The organism is Streptomyces sp. NPDC001663 (genome assembly GCF_042893105.1).
GTDB lineage: Bacteria > Actinomycetota > Actinomycetes > Streptomycetales > Streptomycetaceae > Streptomyces.
In genome coordinates, this window is sequence record NZ_JBIAUR010000010.1 from 61,698 (window position 1) to 79,655 (window position 17,958).

Here is a 17,958-nt window from a genome sequence, read left to right on the forward strand (position 1 = left end):
CATGCACATCCTCGTGGTGCACAACCGCTACGCCTCGGCGCAGCCGAGCGGCGAGAACAAGGTCGTCGACCAGGAGGTGGAGCTGCTGCGCGCGGCCGGCCACCGGGTCGAGGTGTTCGAGCGGCGCAGCGACGACATCGCCGCCCGCTCCCTCCTCGGCAAGGCCGCGCTGCCGCTCCTTGTGCCGTGGAACCCGGCGGTGCGCACGGAGCTCGCCGCCAAGCTGCGCACCGAGCGGCCGGACGTGGTGCACGTCCACAACGTCTTCCCGCTCCTGTCGCCCGCGGTGCTGGCCGCCTGCGCCGACGCCGGGGTGCCCGCCGTCGCCACGCTGCACAACTACACCCAGGTCTGCCCGCCCGGCACGCTGCAGCGGGACGGCCGGCCGTGCACCGAGTGCGTCGGCTCGACGCCGCTGCCCGCCGTCCGGCACGGCTGCTACCGCAACTCCCGCCTGGCGACGGTGCCGCTCGCGGTCAGCCTGTCGGTCAACAGGCGGCGGTGGTGGTCCGGCGTGGAGCGGTTCTTCTGCATCTCCGCGGCGCAGCGCGACGTCCTGGTGCGCTCCGGCATGCCCGCCGAACGGCTGGCGGTGAAGCACAACTTCGTGCCGGAGCCGGGCACTTGCCGAACAGGCGGGGGAGAGCATGTGCTCTATCTCGGCCGGCTCGCGGAGGCCAAGGGCGTACGGCTGCTGATGGCCGCGTGGGACGAGATCGCGGCGAGCGGCGGTGTGGGCGTCCCGCTCGTGATCGCCGGCACGGGGCCACTGGAGCGAGAGGTGACCGCCTGGGCGGCCGGCCGGGAGGACGTGCGCTACGTCGGCCTGCTGGACCCGGCGGAGTGCCAAAAGGCCATCGCAGGGTCGGTGGCCGTGGTGGCTCCCTCGACGTGGCTGGAGGCGTTCGGCCTGGTGGTCGTGGAGGCGATGGCGGCCGGGGTGCCGGTCGTCGCCGCCGGCCACGGCGCCTTCGTCGAACTCGTCGAGGACGGGGTGAGCGGGCTGCTGCACCGGCCGGGCGAGGCCACCTCGCTCGCGTCCTGCATACGCCGGATCACGGCAGATCCGGACCGCAACCAGGAGATGGGCCAGGCGGCCCGGCGCCGTTACGAGCAGGGCTTCAGCCCGGCCGTCGGCCTCGAGCGCCTGGTGGAGGGGTACCGCACCGCGATCGCGGGTCGGACGGAAATAATGGGGGGCAGTAAATGACACGATGCCGACTCTGCGGCTCGGCGGCGCTGGCGAGCGTCGTCGATCTGGGGGCGACGCCACCGTGCGAGAGCTTTCTCGCCGCGGACCAACTGGACCAGCCGGAGCCCGCGTACCCGCTGCACCTGCAGGTCTGCACGGACTGCTGGCTGGCGCAGATCCCTCCGCTGATCACGCCGGAGGAGACGTTCAAGGAGTACGCGTACTTCTCCTCGTTCTCGACCTCCTGGGTGGAGCACGCGCGCACGTTCGTCGCCGACGCCGTAGAGCGGGTGGGTCTCGGCCCCGACGCCTTCGTGGTCGAGGTCGCCAGCAACGACGGGTATTTGCTCAAACACGTGGTGGACCGCGGGATCCGCTGCCTCGGCATCGAGCCGTCGGTGAACGTCGGCGCCGCGGCGCGCGACGCGGGCGTGCCCACCCTCACGGAGTTCCTGTCCCCGGACACCGGCTCGGCCGTCCGCGCCGAGCACGGCCCGGCGGACCTGGTCGTGGCCAACAACGTGTACGCGCACATCCCCGACGTGGTCGGGTTCACCCAGGGGCTGCGCGCCCTGGTCGCCGACGACGGCTGGGTCTCCATCGAGGTGCAGCACCTGCTGACCCTGATCGAGGAGAACCAGTACGACACGATCTACCACGAGCACTTCCAGTACTACACGGTCGCGTCCGCGATCCGCGCCCTTGCCAGCGGCGGACTCGCGCTCGTGGACGTCGAGTTGCTGCCCACGCACGGCGGCTCCATCCGGCTGTGGGCCCGGCCGACCGAGGTGGCCGGCGAGCCGACCCAGCGGGTGACCGACGTACTGGCCCGGGAGAAGGCCGCCGGGCTGCAGGAACTGTCCGGGTACACCGAGTTCTCCGCCCGGGTCGCCAAGGTGCGCCGGGACCTGCTGCGGTTCCTCATCGACGCGGCCGAGCGCGGCGAGACGGTCGTCGGCTACGGCGCCCCGGGCAAGGGCAACACCCTGCTCAACCACTGCGGCATCCGACCCGACCTGCTCGCGTACACGGTCGACCGCAACCCGTACAAGCACGGCAGGTTCACCCCGGGTACGCGCATCCCGATCCTGCCGCCCGAGCAGATAGCCGCCGACAAGCCGGACTACGTCCTCGTCCTCCCGTGGAACCTGCGGGCCGAGCTGGTCGAGCAGCTGTCCTTCGTGCACGACTGGGGCGGCCGCCTCGTCTTCCCCATCCCGGAACTGAGCATTGTCGAGGTCAAGCGATGAAGGTCGTACTGTTCTGCGGCGGTTACGGCATGCGGATGCGGAGCGGCGCCGCAGACGACGTACCCAAGCCGATGGCGATGGTCGGCCCGCGCCCGCTGATCTGGCACGTCATGCGCTACTACGCGCACTTCGGGCACACGGAGTTCATCCTGTGCCTCGGGTACGGGGCGCACCACATCAAGAACTTCTTCCTCAACTACGAGGAGACGACGTCCAACGACTTCGTGCTCCGGGGCGGGAAGACCGAGCTGCTGTCCACCGACATCGCCGACTGGACGATCACGTTCGCGCAGACCGGCATCGAGTCACCGATCGGGGAGCGGCTGCGCCGGGTGCGGCACCACCTGGACGGCGACGAGATGTTCCTCGCCAACTACGCCGACGTGCTCACCGACGCCCCGCTGCCGCAGATGATCGAGAACTTCGCCCGGCGCGACGCCGGTGCGTCGATGATGGTGGTGCCGCCGCAGTCCTCGTTCCACTGCGTGGACCTGGGCGAGGACGGCCTGGTGGGGGGCATCACCGCGGTGAGCGACATGCCGCTGTGGGAGAACGGCGGCTACTTCGTGCTCCGCCAGGAGGTCTTCGACCACATACCCGAGAACGGGGACCTGGTCGCCGACGGATGCGCCCAACTGGCCAAGCAGGGACGGCTGGTGGCGCACCAGCACCGCGGCTTCTGGAAGCCGACCGACACCGTCAAGGAGCGGGCCGCGCTCGACGAGGCCTACGCCCGGGGCGACCGTCCGTGGGCCGTGTGGGAGCGCGACACCGCCGGAGCGAGAGCGTGATCCGGCTCGGGGCAGGCCCCCTGGACCGGATCGTCGCGGTGGGCGCGCACTGCGACGACATCGCCATCGGCGCCGGCGGCACGCTGCTGACGCTGTGCCTCGCGCGAGCGGGTATCCGCGTCGATGCGCTGGTGCTCTCCGGCGGCGGCACCGACCGGGAGCAGGAGGAGAAGGCCGCGCTCGCCGCCTTCTGCCCGGGCGCCGACCTGCGGCTGACCGTGCTCAAGCTGCCGGACGGCCGGATGCCCGTGCACTGGGACGAGGCCAAGGCCGCGGTCGAGGAGCTGCGCGGGCAGACCGAGCCGGACCTGATCCTCGCCCCGCGTACCGACGACGCGCACCAGGACCACCGCGGCCTGGCCCAGCTGATACCCACCGCGTTCCGCGACCACATGGTCCTCGGCTACGAGATCGTCAAGTGGGACGGCGATCTCGGCCGTCCGTCGGCGTACCAGCCGCTGTCGCCGGAGATCGCCGAACAGAAGGTGCAACTGCTGCAGGAGCACTACCCCTCGCAGCGGCACCGGCCCTGGTACGACCGGGAGGCCTTCCTCGGCCTTGCCCGGATCCGCGGCATCGAATGCCACGCCCGCTACGCCGAGGCGTTCGCGGTCACCAAACTCACGCTCAACCTGGGGAACTGAACTATGCGCGTACTGCTGACCGGCCACCAGGGCTACCTGGGCACCGTGATGGCCCCGGTCCTCAAGGCCGCCGGGCACGAAGTGGTCGGCCTCGACGCCGGCCTGTTCGCCGACTGCGTGCTGGGCGAGCCGCCCGCGGACCCGTCCGGGCACCGGGTGGACCTGCGCGACGTCACGGCCGAACATGTGGCCGGGGTGGACGCCGTGATCCATCTGGCCGCGCTCTCCAACGACCCGCTGGGATCGCTGGCGCCGGAGCTCACCTACGACATCAACCACCACGCGTCCGTACGGCTGGCCCGGCTGGCCCGCGACGCCGGAGTGCGGCGCTTCCTGTACGCGTCCACCTGCTCGGTCTACGGCGCCGCAGGCGGCGACGACCTGGTGACCGAGGACGCCCCGCTGCGCCCGGTGACGCCTTACGCGGAGTCCAAGGTGCGGGTGGAGGACGACCTGCACGCGCTGGCCGACGACGACTTCACCCCGGTGTTCATGCGCAACGCCACCGCCTTCGGCTACTCGCCCCGACTGCGCGCCGACATCGTGCTGAACAACCTGGTGGGCCACGCCCTCCTGTCCGGCGAGGTGCTGGTGCTCTCCGACGGCACCCCCTGGCGCCCGCTGGTGCACGCCGCCGACATCGCACGGGCCTTCGCGGCCGCGCTGACCGCGCCGCGCGAAGCGGTGCACGACCGGGCGTTCAACATCGGCAGTGAGACCAACAACGTCACGGTTGCCGAGATCGCCGAGCAGGTCGCCGAAGCGGTGACCGGCGCCAAGGTGAGGATCACCGGCGAGAACGGTGCCGATCCGCGCTCGTACCGGGTGGACTTCTCCCGGTTCCGCGCCGCGATCCCCGGCTTCGACTGCGAGTGGTCGGTGAAGCAGGGCGCGCTCGAACTCGCCGACGCCTACCGGAAGTTCGACCTGACCCGGGAGGACTTCGAGCGACGCTTCACCCGCCTCGCCGTGCTGCGCGCGGCGTCCGAGGCCGGCGCCGTCGACGACACCCTGCGGTGGCGCCGATGACCGCAGTCGGCGAAGAGATGCACGCCCTGGTGCAGCGGCTGTACCCGCTATGCCGGAGCATCACCGGCGACGGTGTGCGCGCCACCCTGGACATCGTCGGCGAGTACGTCCCGCTGCAGGTGCACGAGGTGCCGACGGGGACGCAGGTGCTCGACTGGACGGTGCCGCAGGAGTGGAACATCCGCGACGCCTACATCGCCGACACCGCCGGTAACCGGGTCGTCGACTTCGCCGCGTCCAGCCTGCACGTGCTCGGCTACAGCGTGCCGGTGTCGGCCACGATGCCGCTGTCCGAGCTGCGCGAACACCTGCACACCCTGCCGGACCACCCGAGTTGGGTGCCGTACCGCACGAGTTACTACAAGCCGGAATGGGGGTTCTGCCTGGCCCAGGAGACCCTGGACGCGCTGCCGGACGGCGAGTACGAGGTACGCATCGACTCCACGCTCGAAGACGGCCACCTCACCTACGCCGAGCACGTGGTCCCCGGTCAGGTCCCGGACGAGGTGATCGTCTCCTGCCACGTCTGCCACCCGTCGCTGGCCAACGACAACCTGGCCGGCATCGCGGTGGCGACGTTCCTGGCCCGGACGCTGGCACAGGAGACGCCGTACTACACCTACCGGTTCATCTACGCGCCCGGCACCATCGGGGCGATCACCTGGCTGGCCCGCAACGCGGAGCGGGTGGAACGGGTCAAGCACGGCCTCGTGCTGGCCTGCGCCGGAGACTCGGGTCAGCTGACGTACAAGCAGAGCAGGCGCGGCGACGCGGAGATCGACCGGGTGCTGCGGCATGTGCTGGCTGCATCCGAACGCCCGCACCAGGTCAACGAGTTCACCCCGTACGGCTACGACGAGCGGCAGTACTGCTCGCCCGGGTTCAATCTCGGCGTGGGCTCGCTCAGCCGGACCCCGTACGCCGGGTACCCCGAGTACCACACCTCGGCGGACAACCCGGACTTCGTCTCCCCGGAGGCGATGGCGGACACGCTTGACGTCTGCCGCGAGGCGTTCGCTGTCCTCGACCGCAACCGGCGCTACCTCAACCTCAGCCCCTACGGCGAACCACAGCTGGGCCGGCGCGGGTTGTACGACGCGCTCGGCGGCCGCAGCGACACCAAGCAGGCCCAGATGGCCATGCTCTGGGTGCTCAACCTCTCCGACGGCGAGCACAGTCTGCTGGACGTCGCCGAGCGGTCCGGGCTGCCGTTCGACACCGTGGCCGTCGCGGCCGACGCCCTGCACGGCGCCGGCCTGATCAAGGCATGACGCCCATGACCACCCAGGGGGAGAAGACGACGACACCGGCCGGGTCCGCCAAGCGGGCCCTCGTCGGCCGGCTGTCCTGGGGACTGGCCGACCAGGCGGCCTCCAGCATCAGCAACTTCGCGGTGGGCATCTACGTGGCCCGCTCGCTCGGGGTGACCGCGTTCGGCGTGTTCAGCCTGGCCTGGGTGACCTACGGCGTGGTGCTCAACGTCTCCCGCGGCCTTGCCACCGACCCGCTCGTGGTGCGCTTCAGCGGCGTGCCGGAGGCGTCCTGGCGCGGGGCGGTGGCCCGGTCGACGGGTACCGCACTCGGCGTCGGTACCGCCCTCGGCGTGGTGTCCGTGGTGGCCGGGCTCGGCCTCGGCGGCCGCGTGGGGCCCGCGTTCGTCTGCCTCGGCGTCATGCTGCCGGGGCTGCTGCTGCAGGACGCCTGGCGGTTTGCGTTCTTCGCCGCCGGCGCCGGGCGCAAGGCGTTCGTCAACGACGTCGTGTGGGGCATCGCGCTCGTCCCGGCCATGGTGGTGGCGGCTCGCGTGGGCAGCGTGGCCGCCTTCGTGCTCGCCTGGGGCGCGTCCGCCACGGTGGCCGCTGTGTACGGCTACTTCCAGTCCGACATCGGGCCCCGGGTGACCGAGGCGCGCGGGTGGCTTCGCGAGCAGCGTGATCTCGGCTACCGGTACCTGGTCGAGAACGTCAGCCTCAGCGGCGCGAGCCAGCTGCGGGCCTACGGACTCGGCGCGATCGTCGGGCTCGGCGCGGTGGGTGCGGTGCGGGGCGCCGAGCTCCTGATGGGTCCCTTCCTCGCCGTGCTCATGGGTCTCTCGCTGGTCACGGTCCCGGAAGCGGCACGCGTGCTGCGGCAGGCCCCGCACCGCCTCGGCAGGTTCTGCCTCCTCCTCGGTGGCGGGCAGGCCGGTGCCGCGCTTTTGTGGGGCGCGGCGCTGCTGCTGATGCCGGACCGGCTCGGCGAACTCGCCCTCGGAGACGTCTGGCACTCCTCCGCGCAGCTCATCGTGCCGATCACCCTCGGCGTCGCGGGCGCGGGCCTCGGCACCGGCGCGGCGGCCGGGCTGCGCGCGCTCGGCGCGGCCCGACGCAGCCTGCGCTGCCAGCTGTTCGCCTCCGCCTGCTACGTCGGCGGCGGGCTCGGCGGGGCGGTCATGGCCGGCACGGTCGGCTCGGCCTGGGGCGTCGCCGCGGCAACCGTCAGCGGCTCGGCCGTGTGGTGGCTGCAACTGCGGTCCGCCCTGCGCGAGCGCCGCCAGAACTCGATCCCCGAAGTGAGGACCTCATGACCGCCCAACCCAGGCTGAGCATCGGCCTGCCCGTGTACAACGGCGAGGAGTACCTGGCCGAGTCGCTCGACGCCCTGCTCGGCCAGACCTACGAGGACTTCGAGCTGGTCATCTCCGACAACGCCTCGACCGACGGGACCCAGGAGATCTGCCGCAAGTACGCCGCGCGGGACTCGCGCATCCGGTACCTCCGGCTGCCCCGCAACATCGGCGCCACGCCGAACCACAACCATGTGTTCGCCGAGTCCCGCGGCGAGCTGTTCAAGTGGGCCTCGCACGACGACCTCTACGGCCGCGACCTGCTGCAGCGCTGCATTCAGGCGCTGGACGAGCGGCCGGACGTGATCCTCGCGCACGCCGACCAGGCGGTCATCGACGGCGACGGCCAGGTGAAGGTCCCGTACGAGTACACGCTCGCCACCGACTCCCCGCACGCGCCGGAGCGCTTCCGCAGTCTGCTCTTCGAGCCGGGTGGCGACGACTTCTACGGGGTGATCCGGGCCGACGCGCTGCGTCGGGTGAAACCGATGGACAGCTACCACCACGCGGACCGCACCTTCGTCGCCGAGATCACCCTGCACGGGCGCTTCCACCAGGTGCCGGAACTCCTGTACTTCCGCCGCGACCACCCCACCCGCGCCGAGCGGGCGAACCCCTCCAAGCGCTCCCGGTGCGTCAACCTGGACCCGCGCCGGGCGGGCCCGCTGCACCCGACGCCCCGGCTGCTCGCCGAGTACATCTGGGGCTTCGCCTCGGCGATCCGGCGGGCGCCGTTGTCCCCGGCCGACCGGCGCGCCTGCTACCGCCACCTGGCCGCGTGGATGACCAGCCGGGTCCGGCCGGGCGCCGGCGAGCGGGTCGAGGACCGCGCCCCGGTCGACCCGGGCCTGCTCACGGTCTCCGTCGACGCCCTGGTCGCCGGCCGTGAGGGGAGGCAGGTATGACGTCCGCGGACGAAACCCCGGTGCGCGTCGGGGTGTTCGGCCTGCTCGGCTCCGGCAACCTCGGCAACGACGGATCGCTCGAGGCCGTCCTCGGCTACCTCCGCGCCGAGCACCCGGAGGCGGTCGTGGACGCGCTGTGCGGCGGGCCCGAGGCGGTGACGACCCGGTTCGGGATCCCCGCGACGCGGCTGCACTGGAACCGCGCGGAGTACCGGACCGCGTCACGTGCGGGCGCGATCGCGTCGAAGGGGCTGGGCAAACTCGTCGACGTCTTCCGCACCGCTGCCTGGGTGCGCCGGCACGACGTGGTGATCGTGCCGGGCATGGGCGTCCTGGAGGCCACGCTGCCGCTGCGGCCGTGGGGATTCCCGTACTCGCTGTTCCTGCTCTGCGCGAGCGGCCGGCTGCTGGGCACCCGCGTCGCGCTGGTCAGCGTCGGCGCCGCCGAGATCCGCAACCGGCCCACCCGGGCCCTGGTGCGCTGGTCGGCGCGGCTGGCCGCGTACCGCTCGTACCGGGACGCCCAGTCCCGTGACGCGATGCGGGCGATGGGCGTGGACACCGCGCGCGACGAGGTCTACCCGGACCTCGCCTTCTCCCTGCCGACGCCGCCGGCGAGCGCGCCCTCGGACTCGCCCGGCACGGTCTGCGTCGGCGTCATGGACTTCCACGGCGGCAACGACGACCGCGCCCGGGCCGAGGAGATATACCGGCGCTACCTCGACGGGACGATCCGGTTCGTCCGCACGCTGGTCGAGGAGGGCAGGCCGGTCCGGCTGCTCACCGGCGACGAATGCGACGCGTCGGTGGTCGCCGCGATCCTCGACGCGGTGGACTCACCACTGGTCACCGCTGCCGAACCGGCCTCACTGGCCGACCTGATGAAGGAGATGGCGGCTGCCGACACCGTGGTGGCGGTCCGCTACCACAACCTGATCTGCGCGCTGAAGACCGGTACACCGGTGCTCGCTCTCAGCTACGCGGCCAAAAGCGACGCGCTCATGACGGAGATGGGCCTCGGCGCGTACTGCCACCCGGCGCGCGAGGTCGACGCCGACCGGCTGCTCGAGCAGTTCCGAGCGCTGGAGAAGCGATCGGCCGAGCTGCGGCAGACCCTCACCGAGCGGAACCAGGCCGTCGCCCGCCGACTCGACCACCAGTTCAACTCCTTGACCACGGCCCTGTTCCCTGCGGCCGACCACGCCCCCACCTCGCGGAAGGCTCCATGAAAGCGACCGAAGTCCCGGAGATCGCCGGCGTATACCTCTTCGAACCGACGCCGTACGCCGACGAACGCGGCTTCTTCTGCCGCACCTTCGATGCGGACGCGGTCCGCTCGGTGGGCCTCGACCCGAACGCCTTCGTCCAGGACAGCGTCTCCCGCTCGGTCCGGGGCGTGCTGCGCGGCCTGCACCTGCGCTCCGGCGCCGGCGAGGCCAAGCTGGTGCGCTGCTCGTACGGGAAGATCTTCGACGTCGTCGTCGACCTGCGGCCGGACTCGCCGACCTACCTGGGCCGGGCCTTCTTCGAGCTGTCCGGCGACACACAGACGACCCTGTACATCCCGGCGGGGTGCGCACACGGCTTCCAGGCGCTGACCGAAACCGCCGACACCTCGTACCGGATCGACCGCCCGCACAATCCGGCCGAGGACGTGACGATCGCCTTCGACGACCCGGAGCTCGCCATTCCCTGGCCACTGCCGGCCACATCGATGTCCCAGCGGGACCGGGAGGCGCCGAGCCTGGCCCAGGTCCTGAAGCAGAAAGAGAGCTGAAGTCAGCGTGGACACCGAAGAGACCGTAGAAACCGAGGAGTTCCTCCTGCCCCGGTCGCGGGCGGCGAACGAGCGGCTGCACGCCCTGATCCCCGGGGGCGCGCACACCTACGCCAAGGGCGACGACCAGTACCCCGAGAACCTGGCCCCGGTCATCAGCCATGGCCGCGGTGCCCACGTGTGGGACATCGACGGCAACCGCTACATCGAGTACGGCTCCGGCCTGCGATCGGTCAGCCTCGGCCACGCCCATCCGCGCGTGAACGAGGCGGTACGGCGGGAAATCGACCGCGGCAGCAACTTCGCCCGGCCGTCCATCGTGGAGGTCGAGGCCGCGGAACGGTTCCTGGCCACGGTGCCGACCGCCGAGATGGTGAAGTTCGCGAAGAACGGCTCCGACGTCACCACCGCGGCGGTGCGGCTCGCGCGCGCCGTCACCGGGCGGCCGCGGGTCGCCATCTGCGGCGACCATCCGTTCTTCTCCGTGGACGACTGGTTCATCGGCACCACGCCGATGTCCGCGGGTATTCCGGAGGCGACCAACGAGCTCACCGTGGCGTTCCCTTACGGGGACCTGGCCGCCACGGAGGAGTTGCTCACCCGGTACCAGGACGAGGTCGCCTGTCTGATCCTCGAACCCGCCACCCACACCGAGCCACCGCCCGGGTACCTGGCCGGCCTGCGCGAGCTGGCCGACCGGCATGGCTGCGTACTGATCTTCGACGAGATGATCACCGGCCTGCGCTGGTCCGAGGCGGGCGCCCAGGGCCTGTACGGCGTCGTTCCCGACCTCTCCACGTTCGGCAAGGCGCTCGGCAACGGGTTCGCCGTGTCCGCGCTGGCCGGGCGTCGCGAGCTGATGGAGCGCGGCGGGCTGCGTCACTCCGGCGAGCGGGTGTTCCTGCTGTCCACCACCCACGGTGCGGAAACGCACTCCCTGGCAGCCGCGATGGCCGTGCAAACCACCTACGTCGAGGAGGGCATCTCGGCGCGGCTGCACGCCCTCGGCGAGAGGCTGGCCGCCGGTGTCCGCGACGCCGCGGCGAGCATGGACGTCGGCGACCACATCGTCGTCCGGGGCCGGGCCAGCAACCTGGTCTTCGCCACCCTCGACGAGAACGGCCAGCCGTCGCAGGAGTACCGCACCCTGTTCCTGCGCCGGCTCCTCGCGGGCGGGGTGCTGGCCCCGTCGTTCGTGGTGAGCAGCGCGCTCGACGACGCCGACATCGACCACACCGTCGACGTGGTGGCCCAGGCATGTGCGGTGTACCGGAAGGCACTGGACGCCGCCGACCCCACGCCCTGGGTGGGCGGACGGCCGGTGAAGCCCGTGTTCCGCCGCCTGGCGTGACGTCAGCGACGCTCCAGCCGACCGGCGTCCGCCGTCCGACGGACCAGCCGGTCGGCTGTCCGGTCGACCAGCCATGCGGTCGCCGGTATCACCGCCAGGGCGGTGCACCAGCCGCCGAGGACGTCGGTCGGATAGTGCGCGCCCAGGGCGACCTGCGCCCAGCCCATGGCGGCGCCGGCAACCAGCGCCGCGCCGAGCACGAGTGACGTGCCGGCCGTCCTGCCCAGGCCGAGTCGGCCGGTCGCGAGCAGCGCCACCATGAGGGCGAGCGCGGTGAGGAAGGCGGTGTGCCCGCTCGGGTAGGACAGGTTGCCGGGGCCGTGGATGGTGCGTCCCACCAGGTGTTTGAGCACCGTCGCCGTCCCCACGGTCACCACGACGCCGGCAACGACGAGCACCGCCGCGCGAGGAGGCCGAAGCAGCAGGCAGCCGCCCACGACGGCCACGACCAACATCACCGATCCGGCGGGATTCCCCAAGAAGTCCCAGAACAGAGCGACGCCCCGCCACGGAGGCCGCACACTGTCCGCCGTCGGCGAGACGATCCACCTGTCCACCCTGCCGGGCTCGCTGTGGCCGGCGTACAGGACCCCGAGCACGACGACCACCAGCGCGGCGAGGGCCGCGATCAGCCCGAGCCACGGGCGCAGCGACGGGGGCAGCACCGCGGGCGCCGGTCGGCCGGTCACACGTTCACCGCGTCCGGTCGACCTGCGGAGGTGACCTGACGGTGACCGCGTTGGCGGAGCCGATGATCGCGCACGGCTTCAGCGAAAGCCCGCACTACATCGCCGAACTGTGCTTTGCCGACTTCCAGGCCCGCTCCTACCAGGCGATCCAACGCGAGCCCCTCCGTCGTGTCCGACCCACCCTCCAGCGACCATAACCGGCTGAAGCCATATCTATCATCTTGGCTTACAAAAACACGAGCAGTGTCGAAACAACTCCGCAAGGAAACAGTGGAGTTGAAGCAGGCCTACAAGATCTTGGCGAGGGCCGAGCAGCCCGGCAGCCATCTCGGCAATGCGGAGTGCCGTCATCGTCGGCGTCGCAGACGTCCCACGGTCGAAATCGCCCCGGAACCCCGTGACTTCGCCGTGCGCAGGATCTTGACCCAAGCCTGCCGGCCGCGTAGGTTCCCCGCGTCGGAAAGCGGTTACTACCGCATTACATCGACCCGTGCAGCGCGTCGGGCACGAACCTCGAGGGAGAGGTCCCAGCACCATGAGAGCTTCGGAACACCCGGAAGAGCACGCCGTCGCCCCGACCGACCGCTCGGGCACGATGTCCCGCCGCGGGATACTCAGGGGCGCCGTCGTCACCGCAGGCATGGCGGCGGCGGGGCTCGGCAGCTCCCGGGCGGTCTACGCGGCGACACCCGGCCGCTGCCCCGAGGCCACCGCACGGCTGGGCGGCACGTCCGTCACCGTGTCGGTGGTGGACGGAGCGCTGCGCTGGTCCGCCGCCCGCGACGGCCGGACAGTGATCGGCGCCTCGGCCCTGGGCCTCGCGCTGGCCGACGGGTCCGTCCTCGGCAGCCGCGTGGACGTGCTGGACGAGCGGCGCCGTACCGTCCGTACCCAGTGGTCGCCGCCGTACGGCCGCAACGCGAAAGTCACCGACCACTTCCAGGAGCAGAGCTGGCTGCTCAGGGACACCGCCTCGGGCCTCCGCTTCGGCGTCCAGATCCGCGCCTACAAGACCGGCGTCGCCCTGCGCCACGTCCTGCCCGACCCGCAAACGGCCGCCGTGGCCGCCGAGTTGACGACGTTCGTCTTCCCCGACGACACCACCGTGTACAGCGCCCGCGACGAAGACCCGTACGTCCCGGTCGCCCCCGGCGCGATCCCCGTCACGGGCGCGGCCGGCACGGACTCCGGCCCCCTGACCGACCTGCCGCTGGCCGCCACCCTCCCGGACGGGCTCATCGCCTGCATCTGCGAGTCCGCCCGGCTGGACTTCCCGCGTCTGATGCTGAGTTCGGTCGACGGGCAGCCGAACACCCTGTCCGCCTTTCTGATGGAGCACACCGCGCGCGGCACCGCTCCGGTCGAGACGACCGCCGCGGTCACCACCCCGTTCGCCACGCCGTGGCGCGCCGTGGTGATCGGGTCCACGCACGCCGAACTCGTCGACAACGCCGAGCTGGTGCTCAACCTGGCCCCCGCGAACGAGCTCGACGACACCTCGTGGATCAAGCCCGGCAAGGTGTTCCGCTGCGAACTCACCACCGCCGCCGGCCTCGCGGGCGCCGACTTCGCCGTGGCCCGGGGCCTGGAGTTCATCGAGTACGACGCCGGCTGGTACGGCCCCGAGTTCAGCACCCTCGACGCGACGAAGCCGATCGCTGCCATCGACCTGCCGTCGGTCGTCTCGTACGCCACCGGCAAGGGCCTCGGTGTCTTCCTCTACGTCAACCAACTCGCCCTGTCCGACCCGGACTCGCTGTTCGCCCTCTACAAGAGCTGGGGCGTCACCGGTATCAAGCTCGGCTTCATCAACGACGGCACCCAGTCGATGACGAACCTGATCACCCACTGGGCGCAGACGGCGGCCAAGCACAAACTGCTGATCGACATGCACGACGACATCCGGCCGTTCGGCTACGAGCGCACCTACCCGAACTGGATCAACATGGAGGGCGTGCGCGGCAACGAGCAGTTCCCGACCGCCACCCACAACGTGACGCTGCCCTTCGCCCGCAACATCGGCGGCCCCATGGACTACACGATCTGCTACGGCCAGTCGCGCAACAAGACGACGAACGCGCACCAGATGGCGATGGCCGCGGTCTACTACCAGCCCCTCAACTTCCTTTTCTGGTACGACAAGAACCTGTCCAAGTACGACAACGCCGCCAACTGGCCCGGCCTGCCCTGGTTCAACTCCGTGCCCACCGTCTGGGACGAGAGCAGGACGCTGGCCGCGTCGATCGGCGAGTACATCGCGGTCGCCCGCCGCAGCGGTTCGAGCTGGTACCTCGGGGCGATGACGAACGAGACGGCCCGCACGCTGTCGCTCCCGTTGACCTTCCTGGACGACGGGGTCACCTACACGGCGACGGTCTACGCCGACGGCACCCCGGGCACCAGCCCCTACCGGACCCCGGTCGTGGTCGGCACACAGACGGTGACCTCGGCGACGACTCTGGACGTCGCCATGGCCACGGCGGGCGGCCAGGCCGTCGTCCTGACACCGAGCTGACCGGGGTGCAAGGGGGCGCAGTGGCGGGAGATGCCGGAAGAGTGCGAGCCCTGGCCGACCGTCCATGGACGCTTCCGGGTCTGGTGCAACGGCCGGTGTTTTCACCAGCATGCCGGAGGGGCTGATCGCCGAAGACCTGGGGCTCGCCGACCGACCGTCCGTGGCCCGGCCTGCAAGTCGAGAACAGGAGGCTCAGCGGGCCAGCAGGCCCTGGATCGCCGCCGCGATCTCGTCGGGTGCCTCCTCGGCCATGAAATGCCCCGCTCGGGTCAGCCGGTGGTCCAGGTCCGGCGCCCACGCCTTCCACACCGCGGCAGCGTCGTAGCCCAGCTGCGCGCCCCAGTCCTGCTGGACGACCGTCACGGGCATGGCCAGCTGCGACCCTGCGTCGAGGTCCGCCTGGTCGTGCATGACGTCGATCCCCGCCGAGGCCCGGTAGTCCGCGACGATCGACGTCACGGCCTCGGCGCTCGCCCGCAGGTATTCGGCACGCACATCCTCCGGCAGGGCGGTCGCGTCGTTGGCCCAAGCGTCGAGGAACGAGCCGAAGAACATGTCCGCACTGTTGGCGATCAACGCCTCCGGCAGGCCCGGCGGCTGCGCCATCAGGAAGAGGTGGTAGCCGACCGCCGCCGAGGCGCCGTGCAGGACGTTCCACATGTCGAGCGTTGGCACGATGTCGAGGATGCCCAGGTGCGTGATGGTCTCAGGGTGGTCCAACCCCGCCCGGAAGGCGACCAGGGCGCCCCGGTCGTGGCCGACGAGGGCAAAGCGCTCGTGGCCGAGCGCCGCCGCCAGGATCACGACGTCGGCGGCCATGGTGCGCTTGGCGTACACATCGGAGTCGGTGGCCGCCGGCTTGTCGCTGGCGCCGTAGCCCCGCAGGTCAGGGCAGATCACCGTGTGCTCGGCGGCGAGCCGCTCGGCAACGTGTCGCCACATCAGGTGGGTTTGGGGGAAACCGTGCAACAGCACGACCGGGCTGCCGCTGCCGCCGACAGCGGCGGTCAGCTCCACACCGTCCGCGCCGGGCAGGCGGATGTGATCGAAGCCGGGAATGGTGAGCGTCATGAAGGGCCGTCCTTTCGGGTCGGGGACTGACCGGATCAGCCTGTGCGACGGCGATCAGCAGCCGATCAGTACGGTTGGGCGCAGCCGACCCCTGGCCCAGAGGATGAGGGCATGCGAATCGACGTGCTCGGTGCCGTGCGGGCCCTCCGCGACGACGGCAGCCCGGTTGACCTGGGCGGACCCCGCCATCGTGAGGTACTCGCCCGGCTCGTCGCGGCGGAGGGACGGATGGTTACCACCGACACCCTCGTCGACGACCTGTGGACCGATCCACCGGCCCGCGCCGTGGGCGCTTTGCGTACGTTCGTCGCCGCGCTGCGCCGCGCCCTCGAACCCGACCGGCCGCCCCGCAATCCGCCCCGCGTAATCGTCACCGAAGGTCCCGGCTACGCGCTGCGCCTGCCGCGCGAGGACGTGGACGTCCATCGGTTCCAGGACACCCTGGCCCGCGCCCGGCGCAACCCCGACGCGGTGGCCGACCTCGGCGCGGCACTCACGGCCTGGTGCGGACCCGCCTACGCCGATGTGCCCGGCTCCGCATGGGCGCAGCGCGAGCGGACCCGGCTGGAGGAATTGAGGTTGGAGGCGGTGGAACTGCGCGCCCGCATCCTCCTCGACTCCGGGGAAGGGGCCGATCTCGTCGCCGAACTGGGGGCCCACGTCGCCGAACATCCGTGGCGCGAGCCGGCTTGGGGGCTGCTTGCCCGCGCCCTGTACCGCGCGGGTCGCCGGGCCGACGCGCTGGCCACCCTCCGCCGCGCCCGCGCGATGCTCGTTGATCAACTCGGACTCGACCCTGGTGCCGAACTCCAGCGTCTGGAGACGGACATCCTCAACAGGTCCGCGCCCCTCGAAGGCGCACGTATCACGTGGAGCGGCCCTGGTGTCCGGCTCGGCCCGCGCACCACCGTGGATCTGGCCCGAACCCTCGCACTGGCGGGTGGCGACGCCCTCGTCCACTCCCGGCGCGACCGCCTCGCCGCAGTCCAGGCGGCGGAACGCACGGGAGACCTCTCCCTGACCGCCCGGGTCATCGGTGCCTACGACGTGCCCGCCATCTGGAGCCGGGCCGACGACCCCGAGCAGTCCCGCGCCGTCGTCGCGGCCGCCGAGCGCACGCTCACCGCGCTCGGCCCCGACGTCCCCGCCGACGTGTCCGCCCGCCTCCTGGCCACGATCGCCGTCGAGAGCCGCAGCGCCGATCTGACCGGGACCGAGCTGAGTCGCGCGCAGCAGGCGGCACGGCAGGCCGAGGCGCTGGCACGGGATCTGGCCGATCCCGCCCTGCTGGCCTTCGCCCTCAACGGGGTGTTCCTGCAGTCCTTCAGCCGCCCCGGGCTCGCGGCGGTACGGGACCGGATCGGCGCCGAGATCCTCGACCTGGCCACCCGGCACGAGCTGCCGAACTTCGCCGTACTCGGCCGACTCGCCCGCCTGCAATCCGCCTCGGCCCTCGGCGACCTCGACGCCGCAACCTCGCACGCCAAGGCTGCCGAACACCTCGCCGCCACCACCGAGGCGCCCCTTGTCTCCGTCCTCACCGGGTGGTTCCGGGCCCGGGCCACGGCCGCCCGCAGCACCGAACCCGGCGGACCGACCGCCGCCACGGCCGCAGCGCACTACCGCGCTGCCGAGAACGCCCTCCGGACGGCCGGAATGCCGGGGCTGCACCGCGGCCTGTTCCCGCTCGCCCTACTGGGACTGCGCCTGCTGCACGACCGGCCCGCGCCCACTGACCCGCACCTCGACTGGGGCCCGTACCGGCCTTGGGCGCGCCCCCTCGTGCTGCTCGCCCAGGACCGGAGCGAGCAGGCCCGTGCCGCCCTCGCCGCAGTGCCCGAACCACCGCGTGACCACATGCAGGAGGCCATGTGGTGCCTGACCGCCCGCGCCGCCGTACGCCTCGCCGAGCGCGGAATCGCCGCACACGCCGAGGCTGCCCTGCGCAATGCCTGTGCAGAACACGCCGGCGCCGCCAGCGGAATGCTGACCCTGGGCCCGGTGGCGCGGTACCTGGCAGAGGCGGAGGCATGTGCCGGAGCGGGGTAGGCGACAGCAATCCGCAGGGCGCCGTGGCAACCTGGGCGACAGCCCTGGTAGTCCCTGCTGTGGACGGCATCGTGGGGGTCGGCGGGCCGT

General features: G+C 71.6%; 16 protein-coding genes. 14 read left to right on the forward strand and 2 right to left on the reverse strand.

Annotated elements, in window-relative coordinates; all coding sequences use genetic code 11:
• The first annotated feature begins 1 nt into the window (after position 1).
• Genes ACFY1L_RS30465 through ACFY1L_RS30515 form a run of 11 tightly spaced genes read left to right on the forward strand, consistent with a single transcriptional unit; the run spans position 2 to position 11,544 of the window.
• Positions 2-1,210 carry a glycosyltransferase gene (locus tag ACFY1L_RS30465; protein ID WP_388831220.1) on the forward strand — a complete coding sequence of 403 codons (1,209 nt, stop codon included), beginning with the start codon at positions 2-4 and terminating at the stop codon, positions 1,208-1,210.
• Positions 1,207-2,442 (forward strand): class I SAM-dependent methyltransferase, encoded by a 1,236-nt coding sequence (locus tag ACFY1L_RS30470; protein ID WP_388831222.1) that lies wholly within the window; start codon positions 1,207-1,209, stop codon positions 2,440-2,442. The genes ACFY1L_RS30465 and ACFY1L_RS30470 overlap by 4 nt, the downstream gene beginning before the upstream one ends.
• Positions 2,439-3,233: a glucose-1-phosphate cytidylyltransferase gene (locus ACFY1L_RS30475; protein ID WP_388831224.1), complete on the forward strand. Its 795-nt coding sequence runs from the start codon at positions 2,439-2,441 to the stop codon at positions 3,231-3,233. The genes ACFY1L_RS30470 and ACFY1L_RS30475 overlap by 4 nt, the downstream gene beginning before the upstream one ends.
• Positions 3,230-3,877 (forward strand): PIG-L deacetylase family protein, encoded by a 648-nt coding sequence (locus ACFY1L_RS30480; protein ID WP_388831226.1) that lies wholly within the window; start codon positions 3,230-3,232, stop codon positions 3,875-3,877. The genes ACFY1L_RS30475 and ACFY1L_RS30480 overlap by 4 nt, the downstream gene beginning before the upstream one ends.
• Before the next feature lie 3 nt (positions 3,878-3,880).
• Positions 3,881-4,906, forward strand: a complete 1,026-nt coding sequence (locus ACFY1L_RS30485) for an NAD-dependent epimerase/dehydratase family protein (RefSeq protein ID WP_388831227.1) — start codon at positions 3,881-3,883, stop codon at positions 4,904-4,906.
• The gene (locus ACFY1L_RS30490; protein WP_388831229.1) at positions 4,903-6,177 is read left to right on the forward strand and encodes a DUF4910 domain-containing protein; all 1,275 of its coding nucleotides are present in this window, start codon (positions 4,903-4,905) and stop codon (positions 6,175-6,177) included. The genes ACFY1L_RS30485 and ACFY1L_RS30490 overlap by 4 nt, the downstream gene beginning before the upstream one ends.
• Positions 6,174-7,472 (forward strand): hypothetical protein, encoded by a 1,299-nt coding sequence (locus ACFY1L_RS30495; protein WP_388831231.1) that lies wholly within the window; start codon positions 6,174-6,176, stop codon positions 7,470-7,472. The genes ACFY1L_RS30490 and ACFY1L_RS30495 overlap by 4 nt, the downstream gene beginning before the upstream one ends.
• Positions 7,469-8,416, forward strand: coding sequence for a glycosyltransferase family 2 protein (locus tag ACFY1L_RS30500; RefSeq protein ID WP_388831233.1), 948 nt, complete (start codon positions 7,469-7,471; stop codon positions 8,414-8,416). The genes ACFY1L_RS30495 and ACFY1L_RS30500 overlap by 4 nt, the downstream gene beginning before the upstream one ends.
• Positions 8,413-9,645, forward strand: coding sequence for a polysaccharide pyruvyl transferase family protein (locus tag ACFY1L_RS30505; RefSeq protein WP_388831235.1), 1,233 nt, complete (start codon positions 8,413-8,415; stop codon positions 9,643-9,645). The genes ACFY1L_RS30500 and ACFY1L_RS30505 overlap by 4 nt, the downstream gene beginning before the upstream one ends.
• On the forward strand, positions 9,642-10,193 hold the full coding sequence (rfbC, locus tag ACFY1L_RS30510; protein ID WP_388831237.1) for a dTDP-4-dehydrorhamnose 3,5-epimerase: 552 nt from the start codon (positions 9,642-9,644) through the stop codon (positions 10,191-10,193). The genes ACFY1L_RS30505 and rfbC overlap by 4 nt, the downstream gene beginning before the upstream one ends.
• Before the next feature lie 7 nt (positions 10,194-10,200).
• Positions 10,201-11,544, forward strand: coding sequence for a glutamate-1-semialdehyde 2,1-aminomutase (locus ACFY1L_RS30515; protein WP_388831239.1), 1,344 nt, complete (start codon positions 10,201-10,203; stop codon positions 11,542-11,544).
• Positions 11,545-11,546: 2 nt separating this feature from the next.
• On the opposite strand, the gene ACFY1L_RS30520 is transcribed toward ACFY1L_RS30515, so the two are convergent.
• Positions 11,547-12,233: a phosphatase PAP2 family protein gene (locus tag ACFY1L_RS30520; RefSeq protein ID WP_388831241.1), complete on the reverse strand. Its 687-nt coding sequence runs from the start codon at positions 12,231-12,233 to the stop codon at positions 11,547-11,549.
• 41 nt (positions 12,234-12,274) lie between these two features.
• Here ACFY1L_RS30520 and ACFY1L_RS30525 point away from each other — a divergent pair, with 41 nt between their 5' ends.
• Positions 12,275-12,430, forward strand: a complete 156-nt coding sequence (locus ACFY1L_RS30525; RefSeq protein ID WP_388831243.1) for a hypothetical protein — start codon at positions 12,275-12,277, stop codon at positions 12,428-12,430.
• A 338-nt stretch (positions 12,431-12,768) separates the two neighbouring features.
• Complete coding sequence (locus tag ACFY1L_RS30530; protein ID WP_388831245.1) at positions 12,769-14,748, forward strand: glycoside hydrolase family 97 catalytic domain-containing protein; 1,980 nt, start codon at positions 12,769-12,771, stop codon at positions 14,746-14,748.
• A 192-nt stretch (positions 14,749-14,940) separates the two neighbouring features.
• Here ACFY1L_RS30530 and ACFY1L_RS30535 read toward each other — a convergent pair whose 3' ends face one another.
• Positions 14,941-15,819 (reverse strand): alpha/beta fold hydrolase, encoded by an 879-nt coding sequence (locus ACFY1L_RS30535; RefSeq protein WP_388831247.1) that lies wholly within the window; start codon positions 15,817-15,819, stop codon positions 14,941-14,943.
• A 111-nt stretch (positions 15,820-15,930) separates the two neighbouring features.
• Here ACFY1L_RS30535 and ACFY1L_RS30540 point away from each other — a divergent pair, with 111 nt between their 5' ends.
• A complete protein-coding gene (locus ACFY1L_RS30540) occupies positions 15,931-17,868 on the forward strand; it encodes a BTAD domain-containing putative transcriptional regulator (protein ID WP_388831249.1) in 1,938 nt (645 codons plus the stop codon).
• Positions 17,869-17,958 lie beyond the last annotated feature (90 nt).